This is a genomic window from Phenylobacterium sp. (assembly GCF_025351295.1).
Lineage (GTDB): Bacteria > Pseudomonadota > Alphaproteobacteria > Caulobacterales > Caulobacteraceae > Phenylobacterium.
This window is the reverse complement of the sequence record NZ_JANXWD010000105.1, coordinates 122,688-142,309: the sequence shown is the minus strand read 5'-3', so window position 1 is coordinate 142,309 and position 19,622 is coordinate 122,688. Positions and strand designations below refer to the sequence as shown.

Below are 19,622 nucleotides of genomic sequence, written 5' to 3'. Positions count from 1 at the left end.
CCGCTGCAGGAACCGGAACTCCATGGCCGTCACGGCCCCAGACGAAGACGTCCACAAGGTGATCGCGGCGGCTTTCGATCCGGATTTCTACGCGGCGATCTACACCGACCTGCCGCCGGACATGGCCCCCTTCTGGCACTACAATGCCCAGGGCTGGCGCGAGCCGCGCGACCCGGCGCCCTGGTTTTCCGCCCACCATTACCTGGCCGACAACCCTGACCTGAAGCTGGGCAAGGTCGACGCGCTGTTCCACTTCCTGACCGTCGGCCGCCACGAGGGCCGGGAGGTCCGCCCCTCGCACCACGCCGCCGCCTACCTGGGCCGCATCGACTGGGCGCCGCCGCCGTTCCGCTTTGAGGCCTTCACCCGGGGGCCGCCGCCGGGCGCGCGGACCGGCCCAGCCACCCCCGCCGCGCCCACGATCTCCAAGGCCGATGAGCGGGCCGCCGTGGCCGGAGCGTTCGACGCGGCCTTCTATCGGGCGATCAATCCCGACGTGGCCGCCTCGGACATGGCGCCGCTGGACCACTTCCTGCGGACCGGCTGGCTGGAAGGGCGCGACCCGACCCCGGGCTTCTCGGTGTGCGACTATCTGGAGGCCTATTCCGACGTGGCCGCCTCGGGCGTGAATCCCTTCGCCCACTACCTCCTGGCCGGCCGCGCAGAGGGGCGCCAGGCGCGCCACGACCTGGGCTTCCGCTATGACGTGATCGCCCGACTGCAGCCGGTGGCGGCCCGCCTCGCGGCCTCGATCGCCAAGTCCGCGACCTTCGCCGCCGGCCCCGCCGCCGCCCTCGCCGAGGGGCTGGGGACGCTGGGCGACCTGCACATCAGCGTCAGCCACGACGACTACCTGGAACACTCCGGTGGCCTGCAGCTGTGTGTACGGCGCGAGGCGGCGCGGTTCGCGGCGTTGGGCGTCGACCACTTGCACCTGCACCCCGCCGCGCCCTGGCAGCTCGTCCGCGCCGAAGACGAGCCTGCGCCATTGGGGGTGATGCTGAATGGCCAGCGGCTCGGCGTCTATGCGCCGGCGACGATCCGCGACGTCCTGGGCGGCGCCACGTCCAACCCGGGCCGGCGCAGCTTCGCCATCCACAGCCTGCTGGGCCATGCGCCGGACGCCACCGCCGACATCCTGGAGGCGGCCGGGCTGACCGAGGGGTTCTTCTGGCTGCACGACTTCGCCAGCCTGTGCGCGGGGGTTCATCTGCTGCGCAACGACGTCGCCGACTGCGCCGCGCCGCCGGCCGACAGCGCCGGCTGCGGGGTCTGCGCCTACGGCCCGTTCCGCGCCCGGCACACAGCCGCGCACGCCCGGCTGTTCGCCCGGCTGGGGCTGAGCGTGGCGGCGCCCTCGCAGACCACGCTCGACTTCTGGCGCGGCCATGGCCAGCTGTCCGCCCGCGAGACCGTGGTCCTGCCTCATGCCGAGCTGCGGCCGCGTGGCCTTGCGCCGAAGGTCGCCAAGCATCGCCCGTTCCGCCTGGCGTTCGTAGGCATGCCGGCCCCGCTCAAGGGCTGGCCGATCTTCCGCGAGCTGGCGGAGCGGCTGGCCGGCGACCCGCGCTACGACCTCCACCACCTGGGCGGCCGGCCCGACCCGGCCACCCCGGCCACCTTCCACCCGGTGGTGGTCACCCCAGACCAGCCGCAGGCCATGCAGGACACCCTTGAGCTGCTGGAGATCGATGCGGCGCTGATCTGGCCGCTCTGCCGCGAGACCTTCTCGTTCACGGCCTACGAGGCGGCGGCGTCCGGGGCGGCGGTGATCACCGGGCCGGACAGCGGCAATGTGGCGGCCTTCGTGGCGGCCTCCGGGCACGGGCGGGTGCTGGACGACGAGGCGGCGCTGTTCGCGGCCTTCGCGTCCGGCGAGATCCTGGCCCTGGCACGCAGCCGGCGGCGCGCGCGGCTCTACGACCTGGCCTACAGCGGCCTCACGGGCGACCTGGTCGCGGCTGGGGCCTCGGCATGAGGCGGCTGATCGCCACCGCCGCCGCGCGGCTGGGCCGGCGCGCGCCCGCGCCGCAGCTGCACACCGACCACGCCATCGCCGCGCGCGCCTTCGACGCGGCCTTCTACCTGAAGTTCAACCCCGACGTGGCGGCGAACGGCGGCGATCCGCTGGACCACTTCATGGCCTTCGGCTGGCGCGAGGGGCGCGACCCGACCCCGGACTTCTCGGTCCGCGCCTATCTGGCGGCATTCCCGGAGGTGGCGGCCTCAGACGCCAACCCGTTCGTCCACTACCTGGCCTCGGGCCGGCCGCGGGTGCTGGCGCCGGAGCCGGTGCTGGGCTTCCGCCACGAGCTGATCGAGCGGCTGGTCCCGATGGAGACGCGGATCGCGGTCGCCATGACCGGCGAGGTCGCGGCCGGGTCGCAGGCCGATCTTTCCGCCGCCCTGGCCACGTCCCGCGACGGGCTGCGCCGGCTGCACGTGACCTTCAGCCATGACGACTACACGGCCCACGTCGGCGGCCTGCAGCTGGCCATCCAGCGCGAGGCGGCGCGGCTGGCGGAGCTGGGCCGCGACCACCTGCACCTGCACCCCGCCGGACCCTGGCCCGTCGTGCGCACCGCCGACGACCCGGCCCTCCTGGGCGTGATCTGGAACGGCAAGGCGGTCGGCTTTTTCCCGGCGACGGCGGTGGCGGACGGGCTGGCCGGGGCCGGCCAGCCCGTGGCGCGGACCTTCGCGATCCACAGCCTGCTGGGCCACACCGCCGACGAGACCGCCGATATTCTCGCGGCGGCCGGGCTGAACGAAGGCGTCTTCTGGCTGCACGACTTCGCCAGCGTCTGCGCGGGCTTCCACCTGCTGCGCAACGATGTGGAGGACTGCGCCGCCCCGCCGCCGGACAGCGCCGCCTGCGGCATCTGCCTCTACGGGCCCTGGCGCGGCCGGCAGATGGCCGGGCACGCCCGGCTGTTCGAGCGCCTGGCGCTGACGGTGGCCGCGCCGTCGCAGGTGACCCTGGACCTCTGGACCCGCGCCGCAGGCCTGCCGGGCGCCGCGACCGTCGTCCTGCCGCACGCCGTCCTGACACCCAGGGGCCCCGCGCCCATTCCCGCCAGCCCGCGCCCGTTGCGGATCGCCTTTGCGGGCCTGCCGGCGGCGCACAAGGGCTGGCCGATCTTCCAGGCGCTGGCCAGCCGCTTCGCCGACGACCCGCGCTATGAGTTCCTGCATCTGGGCGCACGCCGCGACCCCGCCGCCCCGGCGCGCTTCACGCAGGTCGCGGTCACCGCCGCCAACCCGCTGGCCATGCAGGAGGCCCTGGAGGCCGCCGAGGTCGACGTGGTTCTCCTGTGGTCGCTGTGCCGCGAGACCTTTTCCTTCGTGGCCCATGAGGCCGCCGCCGCCGGCTGCGCGGTGCTGACCGGCCCGGACAGCGGCAATATCGCCGCCTTCGTCGCCCAGACCGGCCACGGCCGTGTGCTGGCCGGCGAGGCGGCGCTGCGGGCGGCGTTCGAGACCGGCGAGCTCCTCGACCTGGCCCGCGCGCAGCGGCGGCCGATGCTCTATGACCTGGCCTTCAGCGCCCTCACCCTCGACCTGAGCTCATGAACGTCCTCTGCTATTCCAGCTTCACCTTCTCGTACCTGAACCGGGCGCGGGTGCTGTTCCAGACGCTGCGCCAGCACCGCCCGGACTGGGAGCTGGCCGCCCTGATCACCGACCGGCCGCCGGAGGGCTTCGTCTTCGATCCGGCGACCGAGCCGTTCGACCGGCTGGTCTGGGCCAGCGACCTGAATATCCCGGACTTCGACAGCTGGCTGTTCAAGCACGACGTGGTCGAGGTCTGCACCGCGGTGAAGGGACCCTTCCTCCACCAGGCCTGCGGCTGGGGCTTCGACGCGGTGATCTACATGGATCCCGACACCGCCGCGCTCGCCAGCCTCGAGCCCCTGGAGGCGTGGCTGGAAAACCACGACATCCTGCTGACCCCGCACCTGGTGGACGCCAACACAGACGACGTGGCGATCCGCGACAACGACCTGTCGGCCTCGCGCACCGGGATCTTCAACCTGGGCTTCGTGGCCATCCGCACGACCGGGGAGGGCGCGCGGTTCGCCAGGTGGTGGAACGACCGGCTGCTCGACTACTGCTACGACGACATGCCCAACGGGATGTTCGTGGACCAGCGCTGGTGCGACCACGTCCCGGCGCTGTTCGACAAGGTCAAGATCATCCGCGACCCCGGCTACAACGTCGCCAGCTGGAACCTCTCGACGCGAACCGTGACCGTCGAGAAGGACGGCCGCATCACCGTCAACGGCGCGCCGCTGCGGTTCTGGCACTTCACCAAGCTGGGGCCGCTGGGCGACACCATGACCCGTCGCTACGCCGGCCGGAACTTCCCGGTCTATGAGATCTGGAGCTGGTACAAGCGCCAGGTGAGTGCGGCCACCGACCCGGCGATCCCCGAGCGCTGGTGGGCGTTCGGCGCCTATGAGGACGGCCGCCCCATCGCCAAGCGCGAGCGGGTGCTCTATCGCGAGCGTATCGACCTGCAACAGGCCTTCCCCAACCCCTTCGCCTCCGGGCGCGGCAGCTTCCAAGAATGGCTCGAACACGAAGGCGCCTGACGCCGGGGGACGCTGCGCCGGCCGCCGTCGAGGCGACCGACCCCGCCCTGCCGGCCCTGCTGGAGAAGGCGCACGCCGTGGCCGCCAAGGTCGGCCGGCTGCAGCGCGACTTCGCCGGCGCCCACCGCCTGGCCCACCAGGCCCAGGTGCGCGAGGCCCTGACCCGCACCGAACTGACCGTCGCGCTGAACGAGACCCTGGCCGCGCGGGCCGAGCTGGAGGGCCGCCTGCGCGAGCAGGCCCTGGCCGGCTATCAGGCGCGCGGCGGCGCCATCCGCCTGCGCCGCCACAACCGGCTGAGCCAGGCGCTGGACAAGGTGCTGGCGCGGCTGGGCCCGGCGGGCGGCCGCGTGGTCGTCGCCCGCGCCGGGGTCGGGCGCGTGCTGTTCGACCCCGCCTGGTATCTCGCCGCCAACTCGGACGTGGCGGGGTCGGGCGTGGCGCCGCTGGTCCACTACCTGGTCGCCGGGGCGCGCGAGGGCCGGGACCCGCATCCGCTGTTCGACGCGGCCTGGTATGCCCGCGAGAACGCCCATGAACTGGCCGCCACCAGCCTGAGCGGCCTGGAGCACTATGTCCGCGCCGGCGCCGCGCGCGGCCGCAGCCCACACCCGCTGTTCGATGTGGGCCACTACCTGGCCCAGGGCCCGGCGCTGGCCGACGGCGAGGACCCGGTGTCGCACTACCTGCGCGAAGGCGCCCGCCTGGGGCGGGCCCCGCACCCGCTGTTCGATCCCGCCTGGTACGCCGCCCAGGCGCCGGAGGCGGGCGCAGCGGGTGGGCTGCTGCACTACCTGACCGCCGGCTGGCGCGCCGGCTTGACGCCGCACCCGCTGTTCGATCCGCGCTGGTATCTGGCCCAGCACCCCGAGGTCGCCGAGGCGGGGCAGGAGCCGCTGACCCACTTCCTCGCGGTCGGCGGGTTCGCGGGCCTGAGTCCCAGCCCCTGGTTCGACCTGCCGCACTATGTGGCGGCGCGGGGCGGCGGGCTGGCGCCGGGGGCCAATCCGCTGGTCGACTACCTGCAGGGCGGCGCGTGGGCGGTGGCCGAGGCGCGGCCGGGGTTCCCGGGGGCGGCCTACCTGGCGGCGCGGCCGGACCTGGTCCGCGCCGGGCTCACCCCGCTGGAGCACTGGGCGCGGCGCGGGGGTCGCTGAACGCCGCCTCCAGGCCCAGCGCCGCAAGCTGGCGGCGCACCTCGTCGTAGTACTCCGGCACATAGTGGAACGGGCTCAGGCCCCAGCGGTGGGTCGGATCGGCCAGCCGCTGGGCGTCGGCGTCGATCCGCGCCATCGGCGGCATCAGCGCCGCGAAGGCCGCCTCCTGGCGTTCGAGCAGGGCGTTGTAGGCGGCGATCTCCGCGGACTGGCCGCTCAGGATCTCGACATCGCGCACCGGGGCGATGCGGCCGTCGGGCAGCCGCTGGTCGCTGGCCCAGCGCGCGCCGTGCAGGATCGGCCGGGCCCGGGCCAGCGGCGTCGCGCGCACCACGGCGGCGAACTCGCCGGCCGCGTCGAGCCACAGCCGCTCGCACGCGGCCGATAGCCGCGGCGCGGTCCGCGCCCGGCGCAGGGCGGGCCGCGACCGGTAGCCGCTGCGCTCCAGTTCGGCGCTGTGGGTGACGATCGACCCGCCCGCCGCCAGCAGGTCGAACCGCTCGTCAATGAAGTCGAAGATCAGATGGGTCGGCTGGAACGCCACGAGGCGGGCCAGCGCGGTCTTCTGCAGATCGGCCGCCACGGCGTTGTGCTCATGCCGATGCAGGTCGCCGGGCGGCTGGCGCGCGGGGCGAAACCCCTCGACCGGGGCGGCCAGCAGGCTGGGGAAACTGGTGCGCGAGATGTACAGCAGCGCTTCGGCGCCCCCGCCATGGATTGGCCACAGGTCGCGGGTAATGCAGCTGCCGACGATGGCGATTCGGGGGGCGATCCTCGGCATTGGGCTCCTGGCGACGGGGGTCCGACCCGCTGTCTAGCATGGGCGGGAGTCATGAATCGTCGCATTGACAAGGCAGGGGCCGCCAATCATTTACGCCGCCGTTCCGCGGCAGCGGCCTGAAGGCGATACTTCCACCGCGTTCACCTTTTTTGGCTAAGTTTGGTGTATCAGGCCTTTACGGTCTGACGGACGGCTTTGGACGAAGATGAAATTCCTCACGTTCCTCACGAACCTGCCTGACAACGTCCTCGGCCGCGCCCTGCGCGACGGGTACAAGCCGGCCGCGGTGGCCTTCAGTTTCAGCCTGGTCTCGAACCTGCTGTACCTGGCGATGCCGCTCTACACCTTCCAGATCTACGGCCGGGTGATGACCAGCCAGAGCCAGGCGACGCTCTGGATGCTGACCATCGTGACCCTGTTCGTGTTCGCGATCTCCAGCGTGATCGACGACTTCCGCGCCCGCATCCTGATCAACTACGGCGTGGCGCTGGACCAGCGGGTGTCGGGCCGAGTGTTCACCGCCCTGTTCGACGCCGCCGTGCGCGGCGACCCCGGGGCGCGCGCCCAGGCGCTGCGCGACCTGGACCAGTTCCGCCAGTCGCTGACCGGCATCGCCGCGGCGGCGTTCTTCGACGTGCCGTGGATTCCGGTGTTCGTGGGCGTGCTGTTCATCATCGACCCGCTGGTGGGCGTGGTGACCGTGGCCGGGGCCGGCATCCTGTTCCTGCTGGCGGTGGCCCAGGCGCGGGCTACCCAGTCGGCGCTCAAGGACGCCGGCGAGGCGGCGCTGAAGAGCTACGCCTTCACCGACGCGGCGCTGCGCAACGGCGAGGTGGTGCGCGCCATGGGCATGCTGCCGACCCTGGGCCAGGCCTGGGCGATCCACCGCGCGGTGACCATCGAGCGCGGTGCGGCGGCCGCCGAAGCCTCCAACATGTACACCGACATCATCAAGGCGGTGCGCATGGGCATGCAGGTGCTGATCGTGGCGATCGGCGCCTATCTGATCATCAAGGGCAAGATCCACTCGGGCATGCTGTTCGCCAACATGATCCTGGCCAGCCGCGCCCTGCAGCCGATCGAGAAGATCGTCGGCTCCTGGGATCCGCTGAACAACATGTTCCGTGCCTACACGCGGCTGAACACCCTGCTGTCCAAGGCCGAGGCGCCGTTCTCGGCGACCGCCCTGCCGCGGCCGGTGGGCAAGCTGTCGGTGGAGGGGGCCAACTTCGCCCCGCCCGGCGCCCAGAAGCTGATCTTGGCCAACATCAACTTCACCCTGGAGCCCAACGAGGTGCTGGGCGTGATCGGTCCCTCCGGCGCCGGCAAGTCGACCCTGGCCCGCCTGCTGGTCGGGATCTGGAAACCGCTGCAGGGCGTGGCGCGCCTGGACGGCGCCGACGTCTTCACCTGGGACCGCGCCGACTTCGGCCGCTACGTCGGCTACCTGCCGCAGGACACCGAGTTGTTCGCCGGCACCGTGCGCAACAACATCGCCCGCTTCCGCGACGGCGTGACCGACGAGGAGGTGGTCCATGCGGCCCAGCTCGCCGGGGTGCACGAACTCATCCTTCGCATGCCGAAAGGCTACGACACCGACGTGGGCGAGGGCGGCGTGGTGCTCTCGGCCGGCCAGCGCCAGCGCGTGGGCCTGGCCCGCGCCATGCTGGGCAAGCCGGCCTTCGTGGTGCTGGACGAACCCAACGCCAACCTCGACGCCGAGGGCGAGGAGGCGCTGATGGGGGCCATCGACGCGATGAAGGCCAATGGCGCCACCGTGGTGATCATCTCCCACAAGCCGGGCGTGTTCCGCGCGGCCGACAAGATGCTGGTGCTGCGCGAGGGCCGCGTCGAGTTGTTCGGGCCGCGCGACCAGGTGCTGGCGCGGCTGATGAAACCGGCCGGCGCGCCGCCTGAAGTGCGCGCGGTGGAGGCCGGCCGATGAAACTCGATCTCAAGCCGATCCGCCCGGGCGGCTATGTCGTCCCCACCTTCGGCGGCGGCGACGACCAGGGGCCGATGGCCCCGGAGCTGCAGCATCGCCTGCGCAAGCCGATGGTGGTCGGCGCGGGCATCATCGGCGCCTTCGTCGTCGGGCTGGGCCTCTGGGCCTCGGTGGCGGAGCTCGCCACCGGCGTCTCCGCCCCGGCCGAGGTGCGGGTCGATTCGCAGAAGAAGACCCTGCGGCCCAAGGAATCCGGGACCGTGCGGCAGATCCTGGTCCACGAGGGCCAGCGCGTCGCCGCCGGCCAGCCGCTGCTCACTTTCAACGACGTCGAGGCGCGCGCCGCCGTCGACGTGCTGCAGAACCAGTACGACACCTTCATCGCCCAGAAGGCGCGCTTCGCCGCCGAGGCCACCGGCCGCGCGTCGATCGAGTTCCCGCCCGAACTGACATCGCGGGTGGCCGATCCGCAGGTGGCGACCCTGATCCGCGACCAGCAGTTCCTGTTCTCCACCCGCCAGCAGCTGCTGGTCAGCCAGGCCGCGGTGCTGAGCCAGCGGATCGAGCAGCAGCTGACCCAGATCCAGGGCTCGCAGGCGCAGGTCGACGCCACCGTCGAGCAGCAGCGGCTGACAGAGGAAGAGCTCGACGGCTATCGCAAGCTCAACGAGCAGGGCTTCGCGCCCAAGACCCTGATCCTGCGCTATGAGCGCAGCCAGTCCGAACTGGCGGGCCGCAAGGGCCAGCTGGTCGCCGACATCGCCCGCCTCAAGCAGCAGATGGGCGAGACCCGGATGCAGCTGACCTCGATGCGCGACGAGCGCGAGAGCCAGTCGGCCGAAGGCCTGCGCGACAGCGAATCGAAGCTGTCGGACGTGATTCCCCGGCTCACCGCGGCGCGCCAGACGCTGGACGGCAAGGTCGTGCGCTCACCGGTGGACGGCTACATCTTCAACCTCACCGCCTTCACGGTCGGCGGCGTGGTCGGCGCGGGCGAGGTGATCATGGACGTGGTGCCGGCCGGCACCCCGCTGACCGTCACCGCGATGATCAAGCCGGAGGACGTCGACGAGGTCCATGTGGGCCAGAAGGCCAAGATCCGCCTGACCGGCCTGAACCAGCGGTTCAACAACCCGCTGGACGCCGCCGTCACCGTGGTTTCGGCGGATCGGATGCAGAACGAGAAGACCGGCACGGCCTTCTACCGGGTCGATCTGGTGCTGGCGCCGAGCGAGTTGAAGAAGCTCAAGAAGGGCGTCAAGCTGACCCCGGGGATGCCGGCCATGGTGCAGTTCACCACCGGCCAACGCTCGGTCATGAGCTTCCTGATTTCGCCAATTACCAGCACGCTGGAAGACGCTTTCCGCGAGGAGTAGCGGCGTCTTTGCAACACCCTTCGGACGGGGCATTTCCGGGGGCTTTTTGAGGTTGCCTAATCGGTAGGCTTCCGATAGGTCTGCCCCTGGGCTCGTCTATCCTGCGCCGCAGCCACGCTATGGCGCTTGGGAAAAATGGACCGCTGGGATTGCTCCATCGGGGATGGGGGTCAAGCGTTCCAGGGGTCTTGTGACACTGACTGGAGAGATATATGGCGACTTTTTTCTTTGAAACCATCACGGACGCGCAGGCCTCGGCCTACAACGCCGTAACCGACAACCTGGTGTTCCAAACCACGGGCGAACGGGCCAACTTCACGACGGTCCTGTACAACGCCGCCACGGCGACGTCCGGCGCGACCATCACGCTGGTTTCCGGCCTGACCGGCAAGGCGGTTACCTTCGCCGCGACGCTGGCCGGCGAAATCCCGATCTTCCCGGACGGCTCGGTGCTGTCCATCGGCACTCCCGGCTCGGATAGCTTCAATTCGACGACTGGCGCGCCTGCCGACCCGGGCACGGGCGACGGCCTCTACGGCGGTCTGGGTGACGACAGCCTGAACTCGGGCGGCGGCGCCGACCTGCTGCAGGGCAACCAGGGCAACGACACCCTGGATTCCGGCTCGGGCAGCGACACCGTTTATGGCGGCCAAGGCAACGACGTCATCCTGGCCGGCACGGGCTCGAACTTCGTCCAGGGCAACCTGGGCAACGACACGATCTCGGCCACCAGCACCTCGGGGTCCAACACCCTGCTCGGCGGTAAGGGCGACGACTCGATCGTCGGCGGCTCGACGGGCGACAACCTGAACGGCAACCTCGGCAACGACACCATCGCGGCCGGCAGCGGCAGCGACGTGATCTTCGGTGAGGATGGCAACGACTCCATCGTCTCCGCGGCGTTCGAAGGCGAGACGGTCACCATCACGGCCGGCGTCGGCAACGACACCGTGGTCGCCGGCGACTCCACCAACAACATCACCGGTGGCGACGGCAACGACAGCATCTCGGTCCACTCGGCTTCGGTGACCGGCACCTCGATCAACTCGCTGCAGGGCAACGCCGGCGACGACACCATCGTCACGGACTCGATCGGCACCGACAACATCTTCGGCGGCCAAGGCAACGACGTCATCACCTCCTCCAACGGCGGCGGCGACATCATGAACGGCAACCTCGGTGATGACACCATCACCAGCGGTTCCGTCGCCGGGACCCCGGGCGACACCCTGATCGGTGAAGACGGCAACGACTCCCTGGTGGGTGGTGCGGCGTCCGACACGTTCAGCGGCGGCATCGGCAACGACAGCATCGTGACCGGCGCCGGCTCCGACAACGTGTCGGCCGGCGACGGCAACGACAGCATCTCGAACGCGGGTGGCGGCAACGACATCATCGACGCGGGTGCTGGCAACGACATCGTGCTCGGTGGCGCCAACAACGACAACATCACCCTGGGTGATGGCAACGACACCGCCGATGGCGGCGCGGGCAATGACGTGATCTCCGCCGGCAACGGCGACGACAGCGTCATCTCCGGCTCCGGCAACGACGTGGTCACCGGTGGTGAAGGTAACGACACCGTCTCGAACGCGGGCGGCGGCAGCGACAACATCGATGGCGGTGGCGGCAACGACAGCCTCATCGGTGGGGCCAACTCCGACACCATCCAAGGTGGCGACGGCAACGACACGATTGTCGGCGGCGCGGGCACGGACTTCCTCCGTGGCGGCAACGGCAACGATCTGTTCGTGTTCAACACCGCCGACTCGGGCACCACGGCCGGCACGCTCGACCAGGTCCTGGACTGGCAGCCGACCGACGCGCTGCACTTCGGTATGCTCGCCGCGGCTTCCGACGGCACGAACTACATCGAGCTCACCGCTTCGAGCTACGATGCGGCTCTGGCCCTGGCCGGAACCCAGGCCACCACGAACCTCTATGTGGTGATCCAGGTCGGCTCGGACACGGTGGTGTTCGCCAACACCAACGGCGCCGGCGCCAACATCGACGACGCGGTGGTCCTGGTGGGCCGCACGCTGGCCGACATCAGCGCTGCGAACATCATCTAACCATCGGATGAGACTTCGGATTGGGGCCGTCCTTCGGGGCGGCCCTTTTCTTTTGCGCGGTGTGCGACGGCCACGCTAAGAGCCGGCTTGCATGTCAAACGCGGCGATCTATCTGCATCCGAACGCCTTCGACACCACGGGCAAGGTGCTGCTCGGCCGCCATTCGGCCGGAGAGAGCTTCCTGCGCGGCTACATGCGCCACGCCGACGTGGACGGCTTTCACTTCTGGAACGTCGGCGGCCAGCCCCAGGCCGCCATGGACGCGCTCGTCCAGCGGATCGAACCCCCCGCCAGGCCCGTCCGCTGGATCGGGATGGCCGACCGCCACCAGCTGTCCAACCCGGGTGTCGTCTCCATCTCGAGCCCCTCGCTGGACACCGAGGCCTTCCACCGCCAGCCGTTCGGCTCCCGGGCCTACGCGCTCTGCGGCCTGACCCACACCACCGCCACCGCCAACGTCATGCGGATCCTGCCGGACCTGCTAATCGCCCCGGTCGAGGGCCACGACGCGCTGATCTGCACCTCCAGCGCCGTGCGCGCCGCCGTCGAGGCCCAGCTGGACATGATGCGCGCCTATATGGCCGCCGAGTACGGCCCCCGCCGGCGCCCCGAGTTGATGCGCACCACCATCCCGCTGGGCGTCAACGCGGCCGACTTCGCCACCACGCCGCAGCGCCGCGCCGCCTGGCGTGAGCGCCTGGATATCCCCGCCGACGCCTTCGTCGCCCTCTACGTCGGCCGCTTCAGCGTCAAGGTGAAGATGAACCCGGCGCTGATGGCCATGGCGCTGGAACGCGCCGCCCAGCGGACCGGGAAGCCCCTCTACTGGGTCAACTCCGGCTGGGTCGAACCGGCGTCCGCCGAGGCGACCTTCCACGCGGAGGTCCGCAAGCTCTGCCCGTCGGTGACCTACATCGACGTCGACGGCCGCCAGCCCGACGTCCGGTTCTCGATCTGGTCGGTGGCCGACGCCTTCATCAGCTTCTCGGACAATATCCAGGAGACCTTCGGCCTGACCCCCATCGAGGCGATGGCCGCGGGCCTGCCCTCAGTGGTCAGCGACTGGGACGGCTACAAGGACACCGTGCGCCACGGCGTCGACGGGTTCCGCATCCCCACCGTGGCGCCGCGGCCGGGCTATGGCGGCGACCTGGCCTATTGGTTCGCCAACGCCTGGATCAACTACGACAACTATGTGGGCGCGACCGCCCAGTACACCGCCGTCGACCTGGCCGCCGCCGAGGCCGCCCTGGTCGCGCTGATCGAGGACGAGGGGCTGCGCCGGACGATGGGCGCGGCGGCCCGGGCCCGAGCCCGCGAGGTGTTCGACTGGCAGGCGATCATCCCGCAATATCAGGCGCTGTGGGCCGAGCAGAACGCGCGGCGCCTGGCCGCCGGCCCCGACACCCTGCCGCGCCTCAATCCATACCGCCCCGATCCCTACACCCTGTTCGCCGGCTACCCCTCGCGCCACCTGCAGCAGCGCGACCTGGTCGCCCTGCGGCCCGGCATGGACTGGCCCACGGCGCGGGTCCGCCTCGATGCTCCGCTCGCCGTCTACAGCCGCTTCAACCGCCCCAACGCCCAGGAACTGGAGCGGGTGTTCGGCCGCCTGGCGCAGGGGCCCGCGACGGTCCTCGAACTGCTCGACCTGGTCGCCCAGGCCCGCCGCAACTACCTGGAACGCGGCCTGATCTGGCTGGCCCGCCACGACGTGGTGACGCTCGAGGCCGTGCCGTAGGGCGAAGATCTCCCACCCACTTCCGCTGATCCCGGCGAAGGCCGGGACCCAGATCTCATGGCTAAGCGGCGGTCTGGATCAGCTCGGAGCCGGGAGAACCCAGGTCGGCGCCCGCCATCTGGGTCCCGGCCTTCGCCGGGATGAGCGGATCGGGTTCGCAACGGCCGCGCCCAGCCCCGGAAACACAACGGCCGGGCGGCGGACTCTTGCGATCCACCGCCCGGCCAGAGTGACACAGCCCTGGAGAGCAAGGCTGAGTTCGCAACCTAGCCCAAAGCGTCACCGTCGGGAAGGTCAAGCCCGATCACGATGGGTTCAACGCGACGGCCTGTCTCTTTCCCCCTACGGGGGAAATGTCGCCAAAGCCGCAGGCGGGCGACAATGGGGGACGTGTGAGAGTTAATCCAACTGTCACTCCACCCCCATCGACCCTCGACCGTCGGTGGCCACTTCCCCCCGAGGGGGAAGGATTGCGCCCGCTCAGAGCCGCATCTCCATCCGCCGGCTGATCGCCACCTTGCCCCGGCGCCAGACCCGGTAGTCGGCGGCGTAAACCCCGGGCGGCCAGCCAGCCGCCGGGCGTCGCTTGCCGACCAGCCTCAGGTCCTCCGCCCGCCAGCTTGCGAGCGGCGGCTGGCGGGCGCGGGCGAGGCTCTGTCCATCCGGTCCCTTCAGATCCAGCTCGACCTCATCGCCGGGCAGCAGGGCGATGGCCCGCACATAGACGATCAGCCAGGACGATGCGGCGGTGAACGCCGCGACGTCGCCGTTCTCCACCTCCGCGCGCCCGACCTGCGTCTGGGTGAACCCGGCGTTGAGGACCACGCCGGCGCGATAGGCCATCTGGGCGCGCGCCTGTGGCGTCCACAGCCCGGCCTGCGGCTTGCAGCTTCCCGGCGGCGTGGGCTCCGGCGCGAACGGGTCGACCACCTTGCCGGCGTGGCTGACGGTCAGGTGCAGGTGGGCGAATTGCGTCTGCCCGGAGAGGCCGACCCGTCCGAGCGGGGTCCCGGCGGCGACCTCCTGGCCGACGCTCACCGCGATGCTGCCGCGCGCCATGTGGCAGTAGTGGGTCTCCCAGCCGCCGCCGTGGTCGAGGATCACCCCGTTGCCGCACTCCTGGTTGGCGACGGACGGCGCGCCCGGCGTCCCGGCGGCGATGTCGGCCACCCCGTCCCGCAGCCGCGCCACCCGCCCTGGCGCGGCCGCCAGCACCGCCACGCCGCGCCGCTGGGCCGCCATGTCCGGCAGCCGGATGTCGATGCCGCTGTGCGTGTCATAGGTCTGCAGGCCGCAGTGGTAGTCGGCCGCGCCCGGCCCCGGATCGCGGTCCACATAGTGCTGGATCTCGCACGTCCGGCCGATCTGGCAGGCCAGCGGAAACGCCAGCCGTGGCGCGGCGCCGGGCACGGGCGCGGCCAGGCCGGCGGCCACGGCGAAGGCGGCGAGGAACGGGCCGTTCATGGCGACGACCCTGCGCACCGGCGACGGCGGAACTGTGGCCCTACGCGAACCGCACGCCGGTCAGGGCGGCCAGGCGTTCGCCGTCGGCGGCATAGACCTGGCGCAGATGGGCGATATCGGCCGGGGTGAGCTGCGAGGGATAGGCCATGTCGCGGCCCACATGGACCTCGCGGCCCGCCGGCGCGGCGGCCGGCGGCAGCCCCAGGAACGCCCGGACCTCGCCCAGCGCCCCGGCCGGCTCCGCGCGCAGGCCCTCCGAGGTCGCGACGTGCAGCTGGTCGCGCGGGAACAGGCCCAGCAGCCGCTCCACCTGCTCGCCGTAGAAGCCGCGCTCGACATAGGAGAATTCCCGGTGATGGCCCCAGGGCTCGGCGTCGAACAGCCGCTGGCGGCCCTGGCGGATGCACCAGGCGAAGGGGTGGGTCTCGACGCCGCGGGCATATTCCATCCGCCAGTGCGACCAGGCCCGCTGGACCGGATCGCGCAGCACCAGGATCAGCTTCATGGCGGGATTGTAGGCGGCGATGCGCTCCAGGCTGCCCGGCCAGTAGCTGTAGATCGGCGTCGCCTCGCCGCAGGGCCGGCCGTCGGCGGCGGGGAAGCGGGCGTGGTAGGCGGCATAGTCCGGCGCCGCCCAGTCCTGGCGCTCGTCGTCGAAGAAGTGGACCTCCTTGGTGTCCGATAGCGCCAGGTCGGCATAGTCACCGAGGTAGTCGAACAAGGCCGTCGTGCCGCCCTTCTGGACGCCGGCGATGACGAAGGTGACGCGGGGCGGTTCGGCCATGCCCTGATGTCCCGTGCTGCGCGGTCGCAGGCAAGTCCCGCGTCGCAGGCTTCTGAATTACCCGCCGACCCGCTAAGAGGGCGTCCTGTGGCGGCGCGACTCTGGCAAGGCCCCACTCTGGCAAGGCTGGACGATGAAGACGGTGATCCTGTGCGGCGGCCTCGGCACGCGCATCTCCGAAGAGAGCCACCTGAAGCCCAAGCCGATGATCGAGATCGGCGGCCGGCCGATCCTGTGGCACATCATGAAGCTGTATTCGTCCTATGGTTTCAATGACTTCGTGATCTGCCTCGGCTACCGCGGCTATGTCATCAAGGAGTATTTCGCCAACTACGTCCTGCACAACGCCGACCTCACCGTCGACCTGGCGAACGGCGCGATCGAGTACCACGCCACCCACCACGAGCCCTGGCGCGTGACCCTGGTGGAGACTGGCGCGGAGACCATGACCGGCGGGCGGCTGAAGCGGGTGGCGAAGTACCTGTCCCCCGGTGAGCCGTTCTTCTTCACCTACGGCGACGGTGTGGCCGACCTGGACATGGGCAAGCTGGCCGCCTTCCACAAAGCCCACGGCAAGGACGCCACCCTGACCGCCGTGGCCCCGCCCGGCCGCTACGGCGCCCTGGAGCTGGACGGCGGCCGCGTGCAGCGGTTCGTGGAAAAGCCGCCGGGCGACAACGGCCTGATCAACGGCGGTTTCTTCGTGCTCAACACCGCGGTCATCGAGCGGATCACCGACGACGCGACCATCTGGGAGCAGGGGCCGCTGGAGGGTCTGGCCGCCGAGGGCCAGCTGCAGGCCTATCGCCACGACGGCTTCTGGGCGGCCATGGACACGTTGCGCGACAAGAACCAACTCGAGGCGCTGTGGGCCTCCGGCGAGGCCCCGTGGCGGCGGTGAAGGCGGCCTTCTGGGCCGGCAAGCGGATCCTGCTGACCGGCCACACCGGGTTCAAGGGCGCCTGGGCGGCGATCTGGCTGACGCGGATGGGGGCGCAGGTCACCGGCCTGGCCCTGGCCCCCGACACCCAGCCCAACCTCTTCACCCTGGCCGGGGTGGGCGAGCGGCTGGAGTCGCATCTCGCGGACCTGCGCCGGCCGGATGACGTGGCCGCGGCGCTGGCCGGCCAGGCCTTCGACCTGGTGCTGCACATGGCCGCCCAGCCGATCGTGCGGACCGCCATCGAGGACCCGGTCGCCACCTTCGAGACCAACGTCATGGGCACGGCTCACCTGCTCCAGGCGCTGCGCGCGCAGCGTGGGCTCCAGGGAGTGCTCGTGATCACCTCCGACAAGGTCTACACCAACGCCGAGACCGGCCGCGCGTTCGCCGAGGGCGACAACCTGGGCGGCAAGGACCCCTACTCGGCGTCGAAGGCGGCGACCGAGATCGTCGTCCAGAGCTTCGCGAAGAGCTACTTTCAGAGCGTGCCGGTGGCGACGGCGCGGGGTGGCAACGTGATCGGCGGCGGCGACTTCTCCCGCGACCGGCTGGTGGCCGACCTCGTCCGCGCCGCCCGGGCCGGCGCGCCGGTGGTGCTGCGTCACCCGGAGGCCACGCGGCCCTGGCAGCATGTGCTGGACTGCCTGGCCGGCTACTTCGCCCACCTGGAGGCCCTGGCGACCGTGCCCGGGACCCCGCGCACCCTCAACTTCGGCCCGAAGCCCGGCGGCGCCCAGGTCAGCGTCGGCGCGCTGGCGACGCTCGGCGTCGAGGCCCTGGGCGGCCAGCCCTGGCGGCACGAACCCGACCCGACCTCCCTGGAGGCCCAGACCCTGGCCATCGACGCCAGCCTGGCCTTGCGCGCCCTCGGCTTCGAAAGCCGGCTGGCGGCGCCACAAGCCGTGGCCCTGACCATGGACTGGTATCGCCGCCAGGCGGCCGGCGAGGACGCGCTGGCCTTGTGTCTGGAAGAGATCGAAGGCTACGAAGCCGCGTCATGAGTCTCTGCCGCTTCTGCCGCGCCCCGCTGACCCGCACCTTCCTGGACCTCGGCCTGCAGCCGCTGGCCAACAGCTACCTCACGCCCGAACAGCTGGCGGCCGGGAACGAGCCCACGTTCCCGCTGCACACCAAGGTCTGCGACCGCTGCTTCCTGGTCCAGGCCGACCACACGGTGCCGGCCGAGGCGATCTTCGACGACGCCTACGCCTATTTCTCGTCCTTCTCGCCGGGGTGGGTCGAGCACGCGCGCCGCTACGCCGAGGCGATGATCGAGCGCTTCGGCCTGGGACCTGACTCCCTGGTGGTCGAGATCGCCAGCAACGACGGCTACCTGCTGAAGCACTTCCTGGCCCGCGACATCCCCGTGCTCGGCATCGAGCCCACCGCCAACACCGCCGAGGCCGCCCGCGCCATCGGGGTGCGCACCGATGTGGTGTTCTTCAACGCCGGGACCGGGGCCGCTCTGGCCGCGCGCGGCGACCGCGCCGACCTGATGGCGGCCAACAACGTCCTGGCCCACGTGCCGGACCTCAACGAATTCGTCGGCGGGTTTCGCCATGTGCTGAAGCCGCAGGGCGTGCTGACCTTCGAGTTCCCGCACCTGCTGAACCTGATCGAGAAGGTGCAGTTCGATACGATCTACCACGAGCACTATTCCTACCTGTCGCTGCTGGCGGTGGAGCAGGTGCTGGGCGCCAATGGCCTGCGGGTGTTCGACGTGGAGCTGCTGCCGACCCACGGCGGGTCGCTGCGGCTGTTCTGCGGCCATATCGCCTCGGACCACCCAGAGACCGAGGCGCTACGCACCTTGCGCGCCACCGAGGCCGCCGCCGGGCTGCACAAGGCCGAGACCTACGACGGCTTCACCGCCCGGGTCGAGGCGGTGCGCGAGAGCTTCCAGGCCTTCCTGCGCGCCGCCCGCGACGACGGCAAGGCGATCGCGGCCTATGGCGCGGCGGCCAAGGGCAACACCTTCCTGAACTATTGCGGGACCACGGCGGCCGACATCGTCTGCGCCTATGACGCCAATCCCGCCAAGCAGGGCCGCTATCTGCCGGGCAGCCACATCCCCGTCTTCGCGCCCGCCGCCGTGGCCGAGACCCGGCCCGACTACGTCCTGATCCTGCCCTGGAACCTGAAGGACGAGATCACCCGCCAGCTCAGCTTCATCGCCGACTGGGGCGGCCGCTTCGTGGTGGCCTCGCCGGTGACCCGGGTGCTCGACTGATGCGGTTCCAGCGGACCGACATCGAAGGCCTCATCCACATCGAGGCCCAGCCGCACGTCGATGACCGCGGCCTGTTCGCGCGCCTGCATTGTCCGGACGACTTCGCCGAGGCCGGGTTCCCGTTCCAGCCGGCCCAGACCAGCGTCTCGCGCAACCCGACGGCCGGCACCCTGCGCGGGATGCACTACCAGGCGGCGCCGCATGCCGAGACCAAGCTGGTGCGGGTGACCCGCGGCCGGGTCTTCGACGTCGCCCTCGACCTGCGGCCGGACAGCGCCACCCGCTACAGCTGGTTCGCCGTCGAGCTCTCGGCGGAGAACCTGCTGGCCCTGCTGATCCCCGAGGGCGTGGCCCACGGCTTCCTGACCCTGGAGCCGGACACCGACGTGCTCTACCAGATCGCCCCGGCCTATGTTCCCGGCCACGAGACCGGCGTCCGCTGGGACGATCCGGCGTTCGAGATCGACTGGCCGGCGCCCCCGCAACTGATCTCGGCGCGCGACGCGTCGTACCCCGACTACCGGGGCTGAAGAC

15 protein-coding genes are annotated in these 19,622 nt (G+C 71.0%); 12 read left to right on the top strand and 3 right to left on the bottom strand.

From position 1 onward, the window contains the following. The first annotated feature begins 22 nt into the window (after nt 1–22). Genes Q0R13_RS15095 through Q0R13_RS15080 form a run of 4 tightly spaced genes read left to right on the top strand, consistent with a single transcriptional unit; the run spans nt 23 to nt 5,752 of the window. On the top strand, nt 23–1,978 hold the full coding sequence (locus Q0R13_RS15095; RefSeq protein WP_293905323.1) for a hypothetical protein: 1,956 nt from the start codon (nt 23–25) through the stop codon (nt 1,976–1,978). Further along, nucleotides 1,975–3,573 carry a hypothetical protein gene (locus tag Q0R13_RS15090; RefSeq protein ID WP_293905321.1) on the top strand — a complete coding sequence of 533 codons (1,599 nt, stop codon included), beginning with the start codon at nt 1,975–1,977 and terminating at the stop codon, nt 3,571–3,573. Before Q0R13_RS15095 ends, Q0R13_RS15090 begins: the two co-directional genes overlap by 4 nt. Continuing rightward, entirely contained in the window at nt 3,570–4,595 is a 1,026-nt protein-coding gene (locus tag Q0R13_RS15085) for a hypothetical protein (protein ID WP_293905320.1), read from the top strand. The genes Q0R13_RS15090 and Q0R13_RS15085 overlap by 4 nt, the downstream gene beginning before the upstream one ends. Then, a complete protein-coding gene (locus Q0R13_RS15080; RefSeq protein WP_293905319.1) occupies nt 4,571–5,752 on the top strand; it encodes a hypothetical protein in 1,182 nt (393 codons plus the stop codon). The genes Q0R13_RS15085 and Q0R13_RS15080 overlap by 25 nt, the downstream gene beginning before the upstream one ends. Here the strand turns inward: Q0R13_RS15080 and Q0R13_RS15075 are convergent. Then, nucleotides 5,712–6,533 (bottom strand): DUF6270 domain-containing protein, encoded by an 822-nt coding sequence (locus Q0R13_RS15075; protein ID WP_293905318.1) that lies wholly within the window; start codon nt 6,531–6,533, stop codon nt 5,712–5,714. The genes Q0R13_RS15080 and Q0R13_RS15075 overlap by 41 nt on opposite strands. A 205-nt stretch (nt 6,534–6,738) precedes the next feature. Between Q0R13_RS15075 and Q0R13_RS15070 the strand changes: the two genes are divergently transcribed. From Q0R13_RS15070 to Q0R13_RS15055, 4 genes are all read left to right on the top strand, one after another. Further along, complete coding sequence (locus Q0R13_RS15070) at nt 6,739–8,478, top strand: type I secretion system permease/ATPase (RefSeq protein WP_293905316.1); 1,740 nt, start codon at nt 6,739–6,741, stop codon at nt 8,476–8,478. Beyond that, nucleotides 8,475–9,854 (top strand): HlyD family type I secretion periplasmic adaptor subunit, encoded by a 1,380-nt coding sequence (locus Q0R13_RS15065; RefSeq protein ID WP_293905314.1) that lies wholly within the window; start codon nt 8,475–8,477, stop codon nt 9,852–9,854. The genes Q0R13_RS15070 and Q0R13_RS15065 overlap by 4 nt, the downstream gene beginning before the upstream one ends. A 212-nt stretch (nt 9,855–10,066) precedes the next feature. Then, complete coding sequence (locus Q0R13_RS15060; RefSeq protein ID WP_293905313.1) at nt 10,067–11,926, top strand: calcium-binding protein; 1,860 nt, start codon at nt 10,067–10,069, stop codon at nt 11,924–11,926. Nucleotides 11,927–12,017: 91 nt separating this feature from the next. Further along, nucleotides 12,018–13,667 (top strand): glycosyltransferase, encoded by a 1,650-nt coding sequence (locus tag Q0R13_RS15055; RefSeq protein ID WP_293905311.1) that lies wholly within the window; start codon nt 12,018–12,020, stop codon nt 13,665–13,667. A gap of 480 nt (nt 13,668–14,147) precedes the next feature. Here the strand turns inward: Q0R13_RS15055 and Q0R13_RS15050 are convergent, their stop codons facing one another. Together Q0R13_RS15050 and Q0R13_RS15045 are read right to left on the bottom strand one after the other, a co-directional pair. Continuing rightward, on the bottom strand, nt 14,148–15,131 hold the full coding sequence (locus Q0R13_RS15050) for a M23 family metallopeptidase (RefSeq protein WP_293905309.1): 984 nt from the start codon (nt 15,129–15,131) through the stop codon (nt 14,148–14,150). A 40-nt stretch (nt 15,132–15,171) separates the two neighbouring features. Then, nucleotides 15,172–15,915, bottom strand: coding sequence for a sulfotransferase domain-containing protein (locus Q0R13_RS15045; protein ID WP_293905307.1), 744 nt, complete (start codon nt 15,913–15,915; stop codon nt 15,172–15,174). A gap of 133 nt (nt 15,916–16,048) precedes the next feature. Here Q0R13_RS15045 and rfbF point away from each other — a divergent pair, with 133 nt between their 5' ends. The 4 genes from rfbF to Q0R13_RS15025 are packed head-to-tail and all read left to right on the top strand — an operon-like array spanning nt 16,049 to nt 19,618. Next, complete coding sequence (gene rfbF, locus Q0R13_RS15040; protein ID WP_293905305.1) at nt 16,049–16,816, top strand: glucose-1-phosphate cytidylyltransferase; 768 nt, start codon at nt 16,049–16,051, stop codon at nt 16,814–16,816. Further along, a complete protein-coding gene (gene rfbG / locus Q0R13_RS15035) occupies nt 16,804–17,859 on the top strand; it encodes a CDP-glucose 4,6-dehydratase (protein ID WP_293905303.1) in 1,056 nt (351 codons plus the stop codon). Before rfbF ends, rfbG begins: the two co-directional genes overlap by 13 nt. Beyond that, the gene (locus tag Q0R13_RS15030; protein ID WP_293905301.1) at nt 17,856–19,088 is read left to right on the top strand and encodes a class I SAM-dependent methyltransferase; all 1,233 of its coding nucleotides are present in this window, start codon (nt 17,856–17,858) and stop codon (nt 19,086–19,088) included. The genes rfbG and Q0R13_RS15030 overlap by 4 nt, the downstream gene beginning before the upstream one ends. Further along, nucleotides 19,088–19,618, top strand: a complete 531-nt coding sequence (locus tag Q0R13_RS15025; protein WP_293905299.1) for a dTDP-4-dehydrorhamnose 3,5-epimerase family protein — start codon at nt 19,088–19,090, stop codon at nt 19,616–19,618. The genes Q0R13_RS15030 and Q0R13_RS15025 overlap by 1 nt, the downstream gene beginning before the upstream one ends. Nucleotides 19,619–19,622: the final 4 nt, after the last annotated feature.